A 17,083-nucleotide genomic window follows, 5' to 3' on the forward strand; every position below is an offset into this window, starting at 1 on the left:
TCCTATTCCTCCAATTCCTCTTCTTCAAATTGCCAAACAGCAACTCTTTTTCTATTCCATGTATACGATAAATAAATCGCTTGATCTTTTCTTGTTATCGACGGGTAGGAATACTCTCCTTCTCCCTCTTCAAGCGTATAAATGTCCTTCCACGTATTACCATTATCTTTTGAATTTGCTAATCGTAAAGGCGTCCTTTCTCCCCAGTTTTCTGCTACTGGGTTATAGCAAAGCACCAGTGAACCGTTTGATAAACGAACAACATCAATCCCACTGTTATTATTAGGTAACGACGTTGCGTAAGTAGGAGACCATGTTTTTCCATAGTCAGTTGAATCAGCTCGATATATTCGACCTTCTGAAGAACGCATAAGCATATGAACATGCCCTGACTTTGATTCCCATAGCGTTGGTTGGATAATTCCTCTACCATAAAAAGATTGTTCTGAAACTTCAATATCTGTATGTGAAACGGTTTTTTCTCCATGATAGGAAATACCGTCCAAAGCAATAGGTTCACTTCGTACCCAACTTTTCCCTCCATCAATGGAACGGTCAGTAAAAGTAGTCCACACTCCTTGCTCACTAGAACTTCCAGCCAATAACGAATTATCTGAAAGTGTTAAAACTTTTGTTCTTACTGGCCCTCTTCCTCCTTTATCTCCAGGTACCAACTCTCTCGGTTCAGACCACGTCTTTCCTCGATCATCAGAGATACGAATCATTGTTCTCCAAGAATGTATATCTCTTCCAACTTTATAAAAAAGAAGAATCCTATCCCCCTTCAATTGATGAAGGACAGGATTCCAGTTGGGCTCATCTTTATCATCAGCAATCACAACACTCTTTTCCCATTTGCCTTTTGAAAAACGACTAATCCAAATTGCAATATCATTATTTCCTTCCCGACTACCAGCAAACCACGTTACCAGCAAGTCATTATTACCTACTGCAAGACAATTTGTTGCGTGGCATATCTGAAACGGAACATTATTTTCTTCAAACACATATGATTTCTTTTCTGTCATATCTATCTCACTCCTTCATGGAAACAATACGTTTCATCTTTAAAGCCCTCACAATTATTCACATTATTTTGAGTTAATGATTGTTAGTTGAATTTACAATTTTCACCGTTTTAATATGCTTTTCGTTTCTTTATATAACTAATAAGTGGCGGTAAAAATAACGCCAGAATTGTCAATAATAAAAATGCCGCACTAATTGGTCTTGTGAAAAATATACTAATATCTCCTTCTGACATTATGAGAGAGCGTCGCATATTACTCTCAATCATTGGTCCTAAAATCAAACCCAGAATAATCGGAGACATAGAAAACTTTAATTTAAGTAAAAAGTATCCAATAATTCCTGCACCAACCATCACAAATACATCAATCAAACTATTATTGATTGCAAAAGCACCAACAAAGCAAAGGATAAATATAATAGGAGAAAGAATGTATTTAGGTACATCTACAACTTTAGCGAAGTAACGAATTCCTATTAAGCCAAGAATCACCATAAATACATTAGCAATAAGTAACCCAACAAATAATCCATACACTTGATCTGGTTGCTCTTCAAATAAAAGCGGTCCCGGTTGAATACCTTGAACCATTAGAGCTCCAAGAATTATAGCTGTTACTGAGTCACCCGGAATCCCAAGGGTTGTCATCGGTATCATTGCTCCACCAGTCACAGCATTATTTCCTGCTTCCGGCGCAGAAAGACCTTCAATCGAGCCTTTCCCAAATTCTTCTGGTTTTTTAGCAAACCGTTTTGATTCGTTGTAAGAAACATAGGCAGCTATATCTCCTCCTGTTCCCGGAACTGTACCAATAAATGTTCCTATTAAACCGGAGCGGAGCATATGACCACGTGTTGCTTTCAAGTCTGCTTTCGCAGGGAAAAATCCTTTTATCTTCATTTTTGTTTTTTTTATAGTCTGACCATACGTTTCTTCGATAGATAGAAGTGTTTGAGAAAAAGCAAAAAGGCCAACAAGAATCGGTATAAAAGAAATTCCTCCCATCAAATAGGTCGAATCAAAGGTAAATCTAGTATATCCAGTCACAGAATCAATACCGACTGTTGCTATCGATAATCCGATAACTCCACCAATTAATCCTTTTACTACAGATTCTGTTGAAATACTCACAATAATACTTATTCCAAAAATTGCCAAAGTAAAATATTCAGGAGCGCTAAAATTTAAAGCGAGACCAGCAAGCACTGGTGCAATCAATATCAATACAATATTAGAAATGATTCCTCCTACTCCTGAAGCAGTAGTTGAAATCTTTAATGCCCTTCCCGCTTCGCCACGTTTTACCATTGGGTTTCCTTCAATCATTGTTGCAGCTGACGCCGGAGTTCCTGGCGTATTAAGTAAAATTGCTGGTATGGATCCCCCATAGACAGCTCCAATGTAAATACCCAACAACATTAAAATTCCAGATATACCGTCAAAAGTAAACGTGACAGGGAATAATAATGCAACCCCCATTGTTACAGTCAATCCTGGCAGAACTCCCATAATAATTCCTATAAGAACCCCAAGAAATATGGCCATTACTGATGTGAATGTAAATACTGTTTCAAATGCCAATAATATATTATCCAAGGTTATCCCTCACTTACTAAAAGATTGTCTGACCCGGCAATGGAATATGAAATATCGACCCAAATATAAATAAAATTAAGATAATAGAAACCATTGGAATCAAAATAAGTAACCTATATTTTTTTAGACCTAACATGAAACTTGTAATAATAAGAAACAGAAATGATGTTATTGCAAATCCTAAAAAAGGTAATATAATGCAATATAAAACGGAGACGCCAATTAATTTATAAATAAACAAAGCCTGTTTACTTGTAAAAATAACAATAATCTCTTCTTTTTTTCTAAATATAAAAGTCTGAATCAATAAAATACTCCCTAACAACACCAGTAGCCTGCCCAGCAGAGAAGGATATATACCTGGACCAGGAGCTGAAGCTACTTCATCCGGAAAATTATTTGACTGTAAGATAATAAAAACCCCTAAAACCACTACAACTATAGAAGAGATTATATTTCCCAACTTCAATGTCTTTTACCTCCTTGATATAAACAATCCTTTATAAATCCAAAAGTTTCATTAACTCACTATACATCTCATGATCTTCAGCCATAATTTCGGACAATTCTGATGTGTTATATTCAACAGGAGCGATGCCTTGACTTTCTAAAAACTCTTTAAATTCTGGATTCTCCACTGTTTCAATAAAAGCTTCATTTAATACATCCATTACTTCTTCGGGCGTATCCGTTGGAGCAGACAGTGCAGCCCAAGCACGGATAGTAATATCCACATCAAATTCTTCCTTCAGTGTCGGTACATCGGGCAAGAATTCAAGACGTTCTTCTCCCATAACGCCAAGAACTTTTAATTCTCCAGCATTAATTTGTGAAATAGCATTTCCAGGTGCAGCAGTTATTGCATCAATATGACCTCCTGTTAATGCCGCTACTGCTGGAGCTGTGCCTTCATCATACGGAATATGTGAAAATTCAATATCAAATTCATCCTCTAACGCTACTGCTGCAAGGTGCCAAACAGCTCCAATCCCTGAATTACCAACTTTTAACCCTGGATTTTCCTTCGCATAATCAATAAATTCTTGCATCGTATCATATGGTGCATCAGCCGGTACAATAACAGCTGCTGGGTCTGCAATAGGAGCAACAATCGGTTGAAAATCTTCATGAGTAACGGATAGTCTGTCTAAATGTGGCAGCATCGCTAGTTCCACAGTTGTCATTGTTAATGTATAACCATCTGGATCTGCATTAGCTCCTTCGATTAATCCTGTAATTCCTCCACCTTCTGTATTGTTTTCAACAATAATATTTGTATCAAGCTTATCCTTTGTATACTCGACAAGACCTCTTGCAACAATATCAGTTCCGCCACCAGGAGCATTGGGAACAATTAATGTGATATCTTCAGACAGATAATCTTCTGCTGAACTAGAATTACAAGCAACAAGTACAAGAGAAACACCAACAACTACCATCAATTTTAATAACGCTTTCATTTCACCACTCCTATATTTTATCGTTACTAAGAATATTTAAAATGTATACATTGAACCATTAAAGCTAAAACGTTTTAGCTTTAAAGAGAAAAATATAGATAATTATACTCTATCTAAACTGCTATTTCTCTCTACCAAATAAGATTCAAAATTTATTGATTCAGATGTGTCTACTTCATGATTAATTATTTTCAAAAGCTGTCTGACACAAGCTTCAGCCATTTCTTCAACTGGTAAATGTACAGTTGATAAAGAAGGGAATGTAAATTGTGTTGAACTAATATTATCATGGCCAACTATCTCAATATCCTCTGGTATTCGAATATTCTTTTGATGAAATGCTGCTAGCGCTCCCATTGCCATGTGATCACTTAAAAAGAAAAGTGCGGTTGGCATTTCTTTATGATAACTTAATAAATGAAGAGCTGCTTCATACCCACCTTGTTCAGAAAACTCACCAAACCATTCCTGAATAGCTGAAACTTCTGATTCTTGGTTCCATCTCTCTCTAAACCCTTTTCGGCGGAGTTCAATAGCCTCTGAAGATACGTTGGGAATAATCATTCCTACTTGCTTATGCCCTTTAGATGCAAATAAGGAAGCCAGTTCTTTTCCAGTATTCTCACTATCGACAGAAACAGTTCCATATTTATTAGAATGCCTCTGATAGACAACAACGGGAACGCTTAAATCAGTTTTTTCTAAATAAGCCATATCTTTATCTGAAGCATTCGCAACAATGGCACCATTAAATCGTAAACCCGTATGAAGACTTTTAACTTCATTTAATTTATCATTTTCATAAGGTTGAATAACTAATTCAAACAAGCCATCTTGATAAAGAGATTTCGTTTGAATCCCCTGCATAAACCGGGAAATCAACGATGTTCTCGTATCGAGGGTCCAGAGAATCGCAATAACAGGTACTTCTTTTTCTCCTTTTGTTCGCAAACGTCTAGCAGATAGACTGGGATTATAACCAAGTTTCTTTGCTGTTTCTAAAACCTTTTGCTGTGTTTTTTTTGAAATTCTCATTTGCTCTGCTTTCCCATTTAATACAAAAGAAGCTGTTCCAATGGAAACATTTGCCTGTTTTGCAATCTCGCGTATTGTTGCCATATAACTCCCCCTTTATAATTTTATCTAAACCTATTCGCTAAAACGTTATAGCTAAGATAACAAAACCATTATTATTTGTCAATATATTTTTTGTATCCGATTTCAAAATATATTATTATGCTTGAGTTTTCTCTTTATGAAAAGATATAATATATATTGCCGCTTTAAATGTGTAGGTGTAATATTATGTAAGTTATACTAAAATTGATATAATTAAAGAGTTATCACCCTTTTATATCTCTTTCTGATATATTTTTATATCTAAAGAGGCACAAACATTTAACCTAAGTTTCTCCTTCCCCCAGAAAACTCTTACTGGCAAGGATGTCAATAAGAGCTGAACTGGTTTACTTTTTATTTTAGATTTTCTAATAAAGAGATACTTTAAAGTGAACATTAAAATTGGCTAAGGAGAGAATCATGACTTAAAAATAACTATCTCATAGTACTCAATCACCATTTAAATTGATTCAGTTTTTTTAAATTTTCTTTACTAAAATTCACTATCATTCCTTGATCAGAACTTATTGTAATATAACGAAAGCCTTTATTTATATAATTTTTTGCCTCTTCTGCATTAGCTGCTATAATACCCACTTCTTTTCCTGCAGTTTTTACTTTCTTTATGACTAATTCAATAGCTTCCTTGACTTTGGGATGGTCAGCTTCTGCCAATACACCCAAGGATTGTGATAAATCCATTGGGCCAATAAAAATTACATCAATATCTTCCTCTAGTATAGAGTCTAAATTGTCTATACATGTTTTTGTTTCACAATGACATATAGCCATTGTTTCTTTATTTGAAATCTGTGCATATTCTTTGCCATCCATTAGACCAAACGCAGCTGCCCGATTCGTACCCGCAAATCCACGATTACCAAGAGGAGAATATTTTACGCTTTGAATAACTTTTTTAGCATCATTCTCGGTATTCACATTGGGAACTTGTACACCCTGAGCTCCTATATCCAACATCTGTAATATTTCTACTTCCTCATTTTTTCTGACTCTTACAATTGGCGTCAAATCATTTAGCTCAGCTGTTCTAATTAATTGAGTAATTGTCTCTTTATTAAAACCTACATGTTCACTATCAATGATAACGAAATCAAATCCAACTAGGCCTAGTACTTCTACAGAAGAAGGATCAGTCAGTTTTACAAAAGTTCCAATTGCAGGGCTGCCAGATTGAATTTTTCCCTTAGTTTTGTTTGATTTAATCATTAAGTATCACACTCCAAATCATCTTGATTTCCATGTTCTTTATTAGCAGTCTTAAACAATCAACTACCCTCAATCTCTAGCCATCAATTGTTGATAAAACTTGGTAACCATAATGAAATACTAGGGGTAAATGTTATAACCAAAAGGACTACAATCATAACAAGTATCCAAGGTATAATAGCACGAACCAATTCATCAAATTTTATTTGGCTGACTTGACTAGCCATAAATAAATTTGCACCTACTGGCGGGGTAATGAATCCAATTGCTAAGTTGATAATCATAATAATCCCAAAATGTATTGGGTCTACTCCCAGTTCCATAACAACCGGAAGAAGTATCGGAACTAAAATAATAATCGCTGCATTTGTTTCCATAAAAGTACCAACAAATAGAAGCAACAGATTAATTAATAGCAATACTAAAATAACATTTGAAGAAATACCAAGTATCCAATCTGAAATAGTGTTTGGAACTTGAGCAATTGTTAAAATATGACCAAATCCTGATGAAACTCCAATAATTATTAGTACGGCAGCTGATAACATTACTGCATTAAATCCAATGTATGGTAACTCAGAAATCTTTACTTCTTTATATAAAAAGACACTAACTAAAATTCCATATACAACTGCTACTGCTGCCGCTTCTGTTGGTGTAAAAACACCACCGTAAATTCCTCCCAAAACAATAAAAGGTAGTAAAAGAGCCGGTATTGCCTTTATAAACTTGATGATAAATTCTTTAAATGAGAATTGTTCCCCTTCACCTTGATAACCTTTCTTACGTGCATAATAAAGTGTATAAATAATTAACGCTATTGCAATTAATACACCTGGTCCAATACTCGCGCTAAACATTCCTGTTACAGAAACTCCTGCTGTTACAGCATAGATAATCATTGTGATACTCGGTGGAATGACAGCTCCTAAAGTACCTGCTGTCGCCACTAAAGCTCCTGAAAAAGCCTTATTGTAGTTTCTTGCCACCATTGCTGGAATCATAATAGTACCAATTGCTGCTACTGTTCCAGAACCAGTACCTGAGATTGCCGCAAAAAATAAAGAAGCTACTATAGCTACGACACCCAATCCTCCTGTAACTCGATTAAATAGAATACTAGCTAAATCAAGAAGTCTTTTAGATATACCGCCTTTCCCCATAATATCACCTGCAAAGGCAAATAATGGAACAGCCATTAAAGGAAAGGAATTTAACCCTTGAATAGTTGTTTGAGTAAATGAATCAACAGACACCGGATTTAGCACTAATATTGTAACAACAGAGGCAATCCCTAAAGATACTCCAATAGGAACAGAAATGATTAGCATCAATATAAATACGCCAAACAATAATAATGTTGTAGTCAATTAGTCTCCCCCCTTTATCTTTTAGTAAGTACAATTACTTCTTCTTCTCTGCTTGCACCTTTATACGTTTCAAATATTTCCATTGGCCTTTTGAAATTCATAAATTTCCAAATAATTTGTTGAAGTAAACGTATAATCATTAATAAGAAGCCAACTACTCCTGCTCCATAAACAATATTCATAGAAATATCCATCGTTACTGCTTTGTCTCCAAAGGCAATAATAGATTGGCATATACGTATGGATGCCAAAAAAAGAATAAGAGAGAAAACAATAAATAAAAAGTCTACAACGATTAGTAAAATCTTTTGAAATTTCTCATTTAATTTATCTAATACAAACGAAACCTTAATGTGCATATTATTTCGTGTTGCATAGGAAAATGCAAAATACATTAACCATATAAATAAAAACCTTGATAACTCTTCTGCCCAAGAAAACCCAGAACTAAAGCCAAATCTTAGAATAACTTGAGTAGTGACTATAGCTACTATCATATAAAACAGAAATGTGATTATAATTGGTTCAAAGTTTTTATCTAACCAAGGCAGAACTTTTTTCATTTCCATTCTCCTCACTTTGTTTCTCTGTTTGGAAGAATAGCTGATAAGAATCAACTATTCTTCTCTGTAATCCTCTATACCTTCCATTACCTGGTCATACAACTCTTGCCCTGTCTGTTCAATAATATCTTTCTGAATAGCTTCATTCATTTGTTCGCCCATTTTATGTCTTTCTTCCAAAGGAACTTCATTGATTTCCACACCTTCATCAGGCAATTGCTCTAATGTTTCTACTTCTAACTCGTCCATTAATTCTCTTTCATGTTTGATAGCATTATTAATTTCTTCTTCAATAATTTCTCTGTGTTCATCCGAAAGATCATTCATAAATTCTTGATTTGCATACCATAGATAATTAGTGTACGAATGCATCGTTAACGACCAATAATCTTGAACTTCATAAAAGTTTTCATCAAAAAAGCTAGTCGTAGCACTTTCTTGTCCATCAATTAAATTTTGAGATAACGAGGTAAATAATTCATCCCAAGCTATATTCGTTAAAGATACACCTAACGATTCCCAAGCTTTTATTTGTAATGGATTATATCCTCTTATTTTGATGCCATTAAAATCTTCCATTGTTTCTAAAGGTTGTTTATTATTCGAGAAGTTTCTAAATCCAATTTCCATATACCCTAGACCTGTTAGATTAAAATCTTCTAAAGGCTCCATTGTTAATTCTCCTATCTCACTATCAAGAACTCTATGAGCATGTTCAGCATCGTCAAATAAATAAAAGCTTTCCCAGACTGCTAACTCGGGAATTAAGCTGGTGAAGTGTGTTGATGCACCTAATCCCATCTCAGCGTCCCCACGACGTACTTGTTCCATAATTTCAGTTGCATTCCCTATCTGTGAAGCTGGAAATAATTCAATACTAATTTCGCCCTCTGATCTCTCTTCAACATTTTCTGCAAATTCCTGTAATGCTATATTTGTCGGATGGGAAGCACTACTATCATGTGCTATACGCAATTTAACATTTCCCTCCCCGTTAGCATCACCACAAGCCGCCAATACTAAGAAAATTAGTATTACACAAATATTCAATGCTATTTTTTTCATGTAATATCTCCTTAAAATTTTTTATAAAAATTCAGTCTAAAATTTCTCTTATGAAATTAACCATTGTCGCATAGCGCGGGAAACTTCCAACGGATTTTCTAAACTACTGAGATGTCCTGCATCTTTTATTATCGTCAAATAGGAATTAGGAATCTCCCGGATTAATTCGTTACTCATTTCAATAGGGCAAACATTATCTTCATCTCCAACCATTACACTCACAGAACATTGAATGGTTGGTAATACCTCAAACGCATCAGGGCGATGCATTAATGCAGTCATCTGTCTTTCCATTGCATTCGCTCCAACCTCCTCTGCCATATTAATTACTGTCTGTACAAGAGGTGTCCCTTGATTTGCCTGGCGAAGTAATCCCGGCATCAAGTAGTCTTTTGTTATACTTATAAAATCGCCTTCTTTACTAATCCGAATAAACTTATGCCATGTTTCAATTTGAGCATCAGTAGGAGGTCTCGGATTGGTATCCAGTAAAGCCAACTGCGTAACGCGTTCAGGTGCTTGTCTCATCATTTCGATTGCAACCATACCGCCCAAAGATAACCCTGCAAGTGCAAATTTTTCTGGCGCCTTATCCAATACACTGGATGCCATACCTTCAATTGTATTATTTTGTGTTAAGTCTCCAACTGTAATAGATGCTATATCTTCTAAATAGGCTATCTGGTGCTCCCATAATTTTTCATTACAAAGCGTACCTGGGAGCAATAGCAGTGGTATTTTTTTGTTTCGATCTAATTCATTTTCCTGTTTCAAAGATATATCACCCTCTTATAAAAAATTTGCTGATTATATCTGTCTGACCATCACATGTAAAATTAATTACCTGCAGGTCAGACACTGAATACGAACCAAAATGTACGCTTCGTTTATTTTTGGCCCATCTTTAATTTTTCTGCCATTTCCTTTTCAAGCTGGCTAAAGTTTTCTGGCGGTATCATTTTACCTTTATCATCTACATGGAAATTATATTCTTCTCCTTTTTTCACTACTTTTGGATCCCAGATTGGATCTGGACGATCGAAAACTTCATGCTGCTCCAATATAGAAAATAACCAAGAATCTTCTTCTGCAATATTCTCGAAGCCTCTATACATGTATGGTGGTAAAGAAATCATATCCCATGGTTTCAAAAACGTTTCCCCTTCAATCTCATCAGCGCTGTTTCCCCAATAAAAGCGCCATTCTCCTGTTAAAACAAAAAATGTTTCAATATATTCATGTGTATGATAAGCAGGGCCGTTGCCTTTAGGAGCCTTTACCATACCGATTTGAAAACCATGCGGCTCAGTAATCACCGGATTGTAATTCTCATTCTCACTTGCTGTATCACCAATCAAAGCATAATTAAGACGGTTGTGCCCTGGGACAATACTATCAATGAACATAAGCGGGATTGCTTTATCCTTAATTTCGTCAAAACGTACAACCCAATCTCTTTCAATAATTTCCTTTGTATAATTTGTTTTATTCACACTCATTTGTTCTCCTCCTCAAAACATATAGAAATTGTATTTATTTAAAACAAGTTTAATTTTATTTTCTAATGGTTCTACAGTAAATTAAATACTCCCAACTTTAACTCACACATCTCCTCCATAGAATACTTAATACCTTCACGGCCTGTTCCACTATTTTTGACTCCGCCATAAGGCATCTGATCCACTCTAAAGGATGGGATATCATTGACAATAACTCCTCCTACCTCTATTTCATGAACCGCCGCAAAAGCTTTATCGATAGAATTGGTATATACCCCTGCTTGCAACCCATATTGAGAGTCATTAACTAGCTTAATAGCTTCCTCCCAATCCTTATATTTATTCACTGATACAATTGGAGCAAATGCTTCCTGACATGAAACTGCCATATCTGAATTAACATTGGTTATGACGGTCGGCTCAATAATGGAACCTTCCCGCTTTCCACCTTGTACAATGTTTTTACTGTCCACTTCCTGTAACCAACTTTCAATACGTTCCGCTTCTTTTGGATGAATAAGTGATGATACAACAGTATCCTCCTTCGTCGGATTTCCAACTTTGACACGCTTTGTTTCTTGGATAAAAGCTTCCAAAAAATCGTCATACAAGGTGTGATGAACATAAATTCGTTGAACCGATATACATGTCTGTCCCGAGTATGCAAAAGCTCCCTCTGCACACCTTCTTGCCACAGGCTCTATATTATTAACGTCATTAACAATTACTGCAGAATTTGACCCGAGTTCCAAGGTTGTTTTCTTTAATCCTGCTTTCTCTTTGATTTGTAATCCTACCTCAACGCTTCCTGTAAACGTTATCATTTTCACGTTAGGATTCGTTACTAGCAAATCGCCAATATCACCTCCTTTTCCAAATAAAACATTTAATGCTCCTTTCGGTAACCCTGCTTCTTCAAAAATTTCTGCTGTCATAATAGCACTTAAAGGAGTCTGTGAAGCAGGTTTTAATACGACTGTATTTCCCGTTGCAAAAGCGGGTCCTAGTTTATGTGCTACTAAATTAAAAGGGAAATTGAATGGTGTAATAGCGGCTATCACTCCTAAAGGCTCTTTTTTGGTAAACCCGAATCTTCCCTTACCACTTTGTGCAGCATCCATAGGGATTGTTTCTCCTGTTATTTTTTTCGCTTCTTCCGCTGCAAACTTATATGTCTCAATCGTACGTTGAATTTCTCCTCTGGCTGCATTGATTGGTTTAGCATTTTCCATAGCTAATGTATAAGCACATTCTTCCAACCGTTCTTCAAATTTTTCCGAAACTCTTTCCAATATTTTTGATCTTTCTAGCGCGGATAACTTTCTCATTTGTCTGGAAGCTTTTTTTGCACTGTCTAACGCATGAATAACATCCTTTTTATTGGCGAGCGGGATTCTGGCAATCACTTCTCCGCTGTAAGGAGATTTTAAGTCATAAAATTGTTCTCCTCGTTTCCATTCGCCATTAATGAATAAACTGTAATCTTTTAGTTTCATTTCAATCCTCCCTCATAAGCATCCTCATAAATACCAAGAATCTGGTCCGCATTTAACCGGTAAGGCGTATTAGACAACAATCTTTTAACCTGCGACGCCTGCTCAGCTAATTTAGGTAAATCCGCTTTCTCCACTCCCAATTCTTTTAAAGAAGTCGGTAGGTTCAAATCCTTCAACAGCTGTAATAAATAATGGACCACAGCTTCCAGTGCCTGGTGTTTAGAGCTTGTAAAATCGCCAATCTCTACAAAGGAAGCAACTCTAACCATATCGTCTGTACATGTTTTCCCAATCACTTTAAAGACGAAAGGCATTAACAGCGCATTGGCTACACCGTGTTCAATATGATACGTACCTCCCAATGGATAAGCCATTGCATGAACCGCTCCTACACCTGCGTTGGCTAAGGAGACACCTCCCAATAAACTTGCCCAGCTCATACCTGTTCGCGCTTCTATGCTACTGCCGTTATGTACAGCATTTGTGATATGTTCTGCAAATAATTTCATCGATTTTTCGGAATAGATTCGTGTCTGCTCTGTAGCATTCGTCGAGATATACGATTCAATTGCATGTGTAAAAGCATCTACTCCAGAAGCTGCCGTCACTCTTGATGGACAGGAAAGGGTCAGCTCAGGATCTACGATAGCTGCATCAGGTAATAACGCAGGGCTGACGATTCCTCTTTTTACTCCTTCCGCTTCATCCCCAAAAATGGCATTTTTGGTCACCTCTGCACCTGTTCCAGATGTTGTTGGCAGTAGTATACAAGGTACAGTTCGATTTTCTATTGTTTTCTTTCCACTAAAGTAATTTTCCAGATCATGCTTATCCTGCAAGGCAGCACTCGCTTTTGCGACATCCAGCGCACTTCCTCCGCCAATTCCAATTACAAAATCAGCTTTAGATTGATTTAGTGTTTTAATTGTTTCTTCAACAAGCGAAAAGGTCGGTTCTCCTGCAATATCCGTCATTGTCTCCATTGGAATCTCACACGTCTCCAATACTTCCTTTAATTCATCTACCAATCCAGCTTTCTCCACACCTTTATCACTGATAATAAATAGCTTGGAAGGGTTTTTGGATAGCACCTCATCTTTTATTGTTGCTAAAGCTCCTTCCCCGAAGCGAATAACGCCTGGTATTTGAAAATCGTTAAACTGCATCATATTTTCCTCTCCTTTATCCTTACTCATCACTACTTTTAACCTGTTTTCTCTTTTTATTGAATCCGCATTCAAAAATCACCAAACAGTCCACCCGCCATCCACAATCAGCGTTTGGCCGGTTACCATATCCGCTGCCTCGGATGCCAGAAATACAAATGCACCAAATAAATCCTCCTCTTTTGCTAACCTTCCTAGAGGAATACGGCTTAACACATCTTTTTTAAAATCCGCATCATCCAGCATCTTTCTTGTCATTGGTGTTTCAATAAAAGTTGGCGCTACAGCATTGACATTTATATGATATGGAGCCCATTCAATCGATAAAGATTTTGTCAATTGTGTAATAGCCCCTTTGCTGGAAGCATATGCGGCCCGTTTATAATAACCTACAAAAGCCATTTGCGAAGAAACATTAATTATTTTTCCTTGCTCCGCAGCTTTCATGTATTTTCCTACAGCTTTACTTATAAAAAATACACTTTTTACATTTATATCAATAATCTGATCCCAGTCTTTTTCGGTAACTTCTTCCGCCTTCTTCGGTATATTCGTTCCAGCATTATTCACCAATATATCTATCTTTCCAAAATGATCATACACCTTCTCTACCACATTGGGAATACTATCAATATCTGTTAAGTCAACGGAAACTGGCAGCGCTTTCTGACCTGTGCTTTCAATCTCTTTGGCAACCTCTTTTAATCCTTCTTCATTTCTTGCCATTAAGGCAATATCAGCTCCATTTTGAGCTAACAACAAAGCAATACTTCTTCCAATTCCCTTGCTTGCTCCAGTAACAATAGCTGTTTTACCAGATAAATTAAAAAGCTCGTTTGCTTTATATCTAGCCATTTCTCTACCTCCTGAAATAAGCGGTATTCTACTGATTGTTAACACCTGTTGTTTTACGAATAATTAGTTCTGGTTCTAACGTAATTTTATTTGGCTCACTATTTGAATCATCCTTGTTAATAAGTGAAAATAACTTTTGTAATGTTAGTACAGCCATTTCTCTTTTTCTTTGAGAAATAGTACTTAAGCCAATATAAGGATTACTCGCAATCTCAATATCATCAAAGCCGATGATAGAGATATCATATGGAATATGTCTTCCGCTTCTAGCTGCTGCATCCATGATTGCTAACGCCATTTGGTCCGTTGAAGCAAAAAACGCAGTCGGCATTTCTTTGTCCCTCATTAGATTCAATGCAAACTGAAAAACTTTTTCATAGATTACTTCTCCCTTATAAATCAGCGATTCATCATATTCTAAACCATTTTCTTGAAGTGCTTCTTTATACCCTTCGAAGCGTTGATAAAAAGTAGAATATATTGTAGGGCCAGAAATAAACGCTATTTTTCTGTGCTTGTTTTCCACCAGGTGGTTAACAGCTATTTTAGCTCCTAGTCTGTTATCTACTTCTACATAATGACTTTCTTCAATACCGTAAATACGCCGGTTATAAAAAATGATAGGAAATCCTTTATCGTAGAATTCTTTTACCTTTTGATTATCCATCCGGGCTGAGGCAACAATAATTCCATCTACTCTTTTCCCATTAAGCGTGTTAATTGCTCTTTCAAAACTATTTTCATCTGTTTCTGCATCGATGATAATGACTTCATAATCATATTTCTGAGCTTCCCGCAAGATAATATGAGCTGTTTCCGCATAAAAAGAGTTTGAAATATCCTCCACAATAAGTCCAATCGTATTTGTTTTCTTGCTTGCAAGGCTTCTGGCAATTTCATCTGGTGAAAAACCTAACGTATTGATAGCATCATGCACTCTTTTTCTCGTTTCTTTTCTTACGTGCGGGTAATTATTAAGAACTCTTGAAACGGTAGTTTGAGAAACTTTTGCTAATTTTGCTACATCATAAGCACTCACTCTTCCCTTCAAAATATCATTTCACCTCTCTTGAATGCGGATTCAATTTATTGAAAGCGGATTCATATAATTTGATTTCTTATAATTTATCATATGTTTCTGACTATTGCAACATGTTTTTTCGACATAATATATAAATAAAGACTGCTTTTCTAACACTGCCTATATTTTTTATTTGTTTTATTGCAAAATAAATTTGTAATAATTAAAGCCAAATTATCATTCTTAACGATGATAATTTGGCTGCAAAAAATAATTTCGCTATTTTTAATTCCTCAGTGAAATAACCTATACTATTAACACATATTGGATAATTAACTCTGACTTTCTGCAGCAATATAGACCTATTTGCAAGTCTTATAGCTTTACAAAGTATCTTATGATATAAATGGTATATCTTTATACCATTCTTCAATAAATTTCTGGTCTACGACTAGTAAAAATAGGAACCTCGCTTCTTACTTTTTTTATATCACCCAAGTTTATCCGTCCAAATAAAACCGTTTCTTCTTTACTATCTGCTTTTTCAATAACATTACCTAATGCGTCTATAATTATAGAATTGCCTGCAAATTCCGCTCCTATTGGCTGCTTACCTACTATATTAGATGCAACAATAAAACATTGATTTTCAATTGCTCTAGCTTTTAAGAGAGTCAGCCACTGATTCGTTCTCTCAATCGGCCATTCCGCAACAACATAAATAATCTTTGCTCCTCCCAAAGCTAATCGTCTAAACAACTCTGGAAAGCGTAAATCATAACATATTAATACGCCCATGTTTACTCCATCTAACTCAAATGTGCTTGCTTTATTATTACCTCCAACCATATATTCAGGTTCTTTCATCATAGGTACCAAATGGATTTTTGAATATTCATGTATACATTCTCCATTTCTATTAACAACAAAAGATGTATTCATTATGCCTTCACTTTTCTTATTCATAACCGAACCAGCAACAATGTTAATATTATATTCCTTAGCAAGTTTTTGTATAAAAGTCTTCATAGGTTCCAAATTATCTGTAGCCAATTTGTTTATATTCTCCAAATCATAACCAGTCGTCCACAATTCTGGAAGCACAATAATATTACTATTCTCTATCTCCGTATCTTGTAATAAACTTTCTATTTTCTTTATATTGGCATTAACATCCCCAAATTTGATTTCAAACTGCAAAACCATTATTTGCATCATAGCACCTTCTACTTTCATTTAATATTTTCAAAAATCAAATTGAAAATAAGTCGTTTTGAATACCTTCATAATATCCTGAGCTTTTATATATAAAGTGAAACTTTATATAGGAGGGGGGTTCAACGCACAAATGTTTTCGGCAAGGCGAGTAATCGCAGCCCTAATTCCAGCTCCAAAAGTTCTCGGTCTACACTCTTTGGGCTCGAATTAACCGACCCGTTACTGTGTCCCCCCCTAATTATAATTTTCATGTCTTCTCTACTCTTGAGGTGAGAGTCTTAGAGCCAGTTACGCTGCGGTAAAATCATGTCACTATTTGAAGTTTTTGTTCAAAACGTTTAACAATTTCCTTTCCTATTTCAATCGAGCACGTTGCAGCAGGTGATGGCGCATTCAAC

Annotated in this window: 16 protein-coding genes; all 16 read right to left on the minus strand. The window is 35.8% G+C overall.

Annotation, left to right across the window (positions count from 1 at the left end; translation table 11 throughout):
- Positions 1-2: 2 nt before the first annotated feature.
- Positions 3-1,028, minus strand: coding sequence for a sialidase family protein (locus ACZSMY_RS16530; RefSeq protein ID WP_465147989.1), 1,026 nt, complete (start codon positions 1,026-1,028; stop codon positions 3-5).
- A 110-nt stretch (positions 1,029-1,138) separates the two neighbouring features.
- Positions 1,139-2,626 (minus strand): tripartite tricarboxylate transporter permease, encoded by a 1,488-nt coding sequence (locus ACZSMY_RS16535; RefSeq protein ID WP_465147990.1) that lies wholly within the window; start codon positions 2,624-2,626, stop codon positions 1,139-1,141.
- Positions 2,627-2,642: 16 nt separating this feature from the next.
- On the minus strand, positions 2,643-3,095 hold the full coding sequence (locus ACZSMY_RS16540; protein ID WP_465147991.1) for a tripartite tricarboxylate transporter TctB family protein: 453 nt from the start codon (positions 3,093-3,095) through the stop codon (positions 2,643-2,645).
- Positions 3,096-3,126: 31 nt separating this feature from the next.
- Positions 3,127-4,086, minus strand: a complete 960-nt coding sequence (locus ACZSMY_RS16545; protein WP_465147992.1) for a tripartite tricarboxylate transporter substrate binding protein — start codon at positions 4,084-4,086, stop codon at positions 3,127-3,129.
- 102 nt (positions 4,087-4,188) lie between these two features.
- Positions 4,189-5,205, minus strand: a complete 1,017-nt coding sequence (locus ACZSMY_RS16550; RefSeq protein WP_465147993.1) for a LacI family DNA-binding transcriptional regulator — start codon at positions 5,203-5,205, stop codon at positions 4,189-4,191.
- A gap of 453 nt (positions 5,206-5,658) precedes the next feature.
- Positions 5,659-6,432 (minus strand): HpcH/HpaI aldolase family protein, encoded by a 774-nt coding sequence (locus ACZSMY_RS16555; protein ID WP_465147994.1) that lies wholly within the window; start codon positions 6,430-6,432, stop codon positions 5,659-5,661.
- A gap of 83 nt (positions 6,433-6,515) precedes the next feature.
- Positions 6,516-7,802 (minus strand): TRAP transporter large permease, encoded by a 1,287-nt coding sequence (locus ACZSMY_RS16560; RefSeq protein WP_465147995.1) that lies wholly within the window; start codon positions 7,800-7,802, stop codon positions 6,516-6,518.
- A gap of 14 nt (positions 7,803-7,816) precedes the next feature.
- Entirely contained in the window at positions 7,817-8,365 is a 549-nt protein-coding gene (locus ACZSMY_RS16565) for a TRAP transporter small permease (RefSeq protein ID WP_465147996.1), read from the minus strand.
- 54 nt (positions 8,366-8,419) lie between these two features.
- A complete protein-coding gene (locus tag ACZSMY_RS16570) occupies positions 8,420-9,430 on the minus strand; it encodes a TRAP transporter substrate-binding protein (RefSeq protein ID WP_465147997.1) in 1,011 nt (336 codons plus the stop codon).
- 48 nt (positions 9,431-9,478) lie between these two features.
- Entirely contained in the window at positions 9,479-10,204 is a 726-nt protein-coding gene (locus tag ACZSMY_RS16575) for an alpha/beta fold hydrolase (protein WP_465147998.1), read from the minus strand.
- Between the two features lie 113 nt (positions 10,205-10,317).
- Positions 10,318-10,929: a cupin domain-containing protein gene (locus ACZSMY_RS16580; protein ID WP_465147999.1), complete on the minus strand. Its 612-nt coding sequence runs from the start codon at positions 10,927-10,929 to the stop codon at positions 10,318-10,320.
- 71 nt (positions 10,930-11,000) lie between these two features.
- Positions 11,001-12,425 (minus strand): aldehyde dehydrogenase family protein, encoded by a 1,425-nt coding sequence (locus tag ACZSMY_RS16585; protein ID WP_465148000.1) that lies wholly within the window; start codon positions 12,423-12,425, stop codon positions 11,001-11,003.
- Complete coding sequence (locus tag ACZSMY_RS16590; protein ID WP_246529038.1) at positions 12,422-13,594, minus strand: iron-containing alcohol dehydrogenase; 1,173 nt, start codon at positions 13,592-13,594, stop codon at positions 12,422-12,424. Before ACZSMY_RS16590 ends, ACZSMY_RS16585 begins: the two co-directional genes overlap by 4 nt.
- Before the next feature lie 75 nt (positions 13,595-13,669).
- The gene (locus tag ACZSMY_RS16595; protein WP_256705352.1) at positions 13,670-14,446 is read right to left on the minus strand and encodes an SDR family NAD(P)-dependent oxidoreductase; all 777 of its coding nucleotides are present in this window, start codon (positions 14,444-14,446) and stop codon (positions 13,670-13,672) included.
- Between the two features lie 28 nt (positions 14,447-14,474).
- A complete protein-coding gene (locus ACZSMY_RS16600) occupies positions 14,475-15,497 on the minus strand; it encodes a LacI family DNA-binding transcriptional regulator (RefSeq protein ID WP_256705353.1) in 1,023 nt (340 codons plus the stop codon).
- A gap of 399 nt (positions 15,498-15,896) precedes the next feature.
- Positions 15,897-16,703 (minus strand): carbon-nitrogen family hydrolase, encoded by an 807-nt coding sequence (locus tag ACZSMY_RS16605; RefSeq protein ID WP_465148001.1) that lies wholly within the window; start codon positions 16,701-16,703, stop codon positions 15,897-15,899.
- Positions 16,704-17,083: the final 380 nt, after the last annotated feature.

This window comes from Oceanobacillus sp. B139/18 (genome assembly GCF_055524595.1).

Bases quoted from the DNA above. Each gene is read 5' to 3' on its own strand.
- ACZSMY_RS16530 (WP_465147989.1), bottom strand. From the start codon at position 1,028: ATGACAGAAAAGAAATCATATGTGTTTGAAGAAAATAATGTTCCGTTT.
- ACZSMY_RS16545 (WP_465147992.1), bottom strand. From the start codon at position 4,086: ATGAAAGCGTTATTAAAATTGATGGTAGTTGTTGGTGTTTCTCTTGTA.
- ACZSMY_RS16550 (WP_465147993.1), bottom strand. From the start codon at position 5,205: ATGGCAACAATACGCGAGATTGCAAAACAGGCAAATGTTTCCATTGGA.
- ACZSMY_RS16555 (WP_465147994.1), bottom strand. From the start codon at position 6,432: ATGATTAAATCAAACAAAACTAAGGGAAAAATTCAATCTGGCAGCCCT.
- ACZSMY_RS16565 (WP_465147996.1), bottom strand. From the start codon at position 8,365: ATGAAAAAAGTTCTGCCTTGGTTAGATAAAAACTTTGAACCAATTATA.
- ACZSMY_RS16570 (WP_465147997.1), bottom strand. From the start codon at position 9,430: ATGAAAAAAATAGCATTGAATATTTGTGTAATACTAATTTTCTTAGTA.
- ACZSMY_RS16580 (WP_465147999.1), bottom strand. From the start codon at position 10,929: ATGAGTGTGAATAAAACAAATTATACAAAGGAAATTATTGAAAGAGAT.
- ACZSMY_RS16585 (WP_465148000.1), bottom strand. From the start codon at position 12,425: ATGAAACTAAAAGATTACAGTTTATTCATTAATGGCGAATGGAAACGA.
- ACZSMY_RS16590 (WP_246529038.1), bottom strand. From the start codon at position 13,594: ATGATGCAGTTTAACGATTTTCAAATACCAGGCGTTATTCGCTTCGGG.
- ACZSMY_RS16595 (WP_256705352.1), bottom strand. From the start codon at position 14,446: ATGGCTAGATATAAAGCAAACGAGCTTTTTAATTTATCTGGTAAAACA.
- ACZSMY_RS16605 (WP_465148001.1), bottom strand. From the start codon at position 16,703: ATGAAAGTAGAAGGTGCTATGATGCAAATAATGGTTTTGCAGTTTGAA.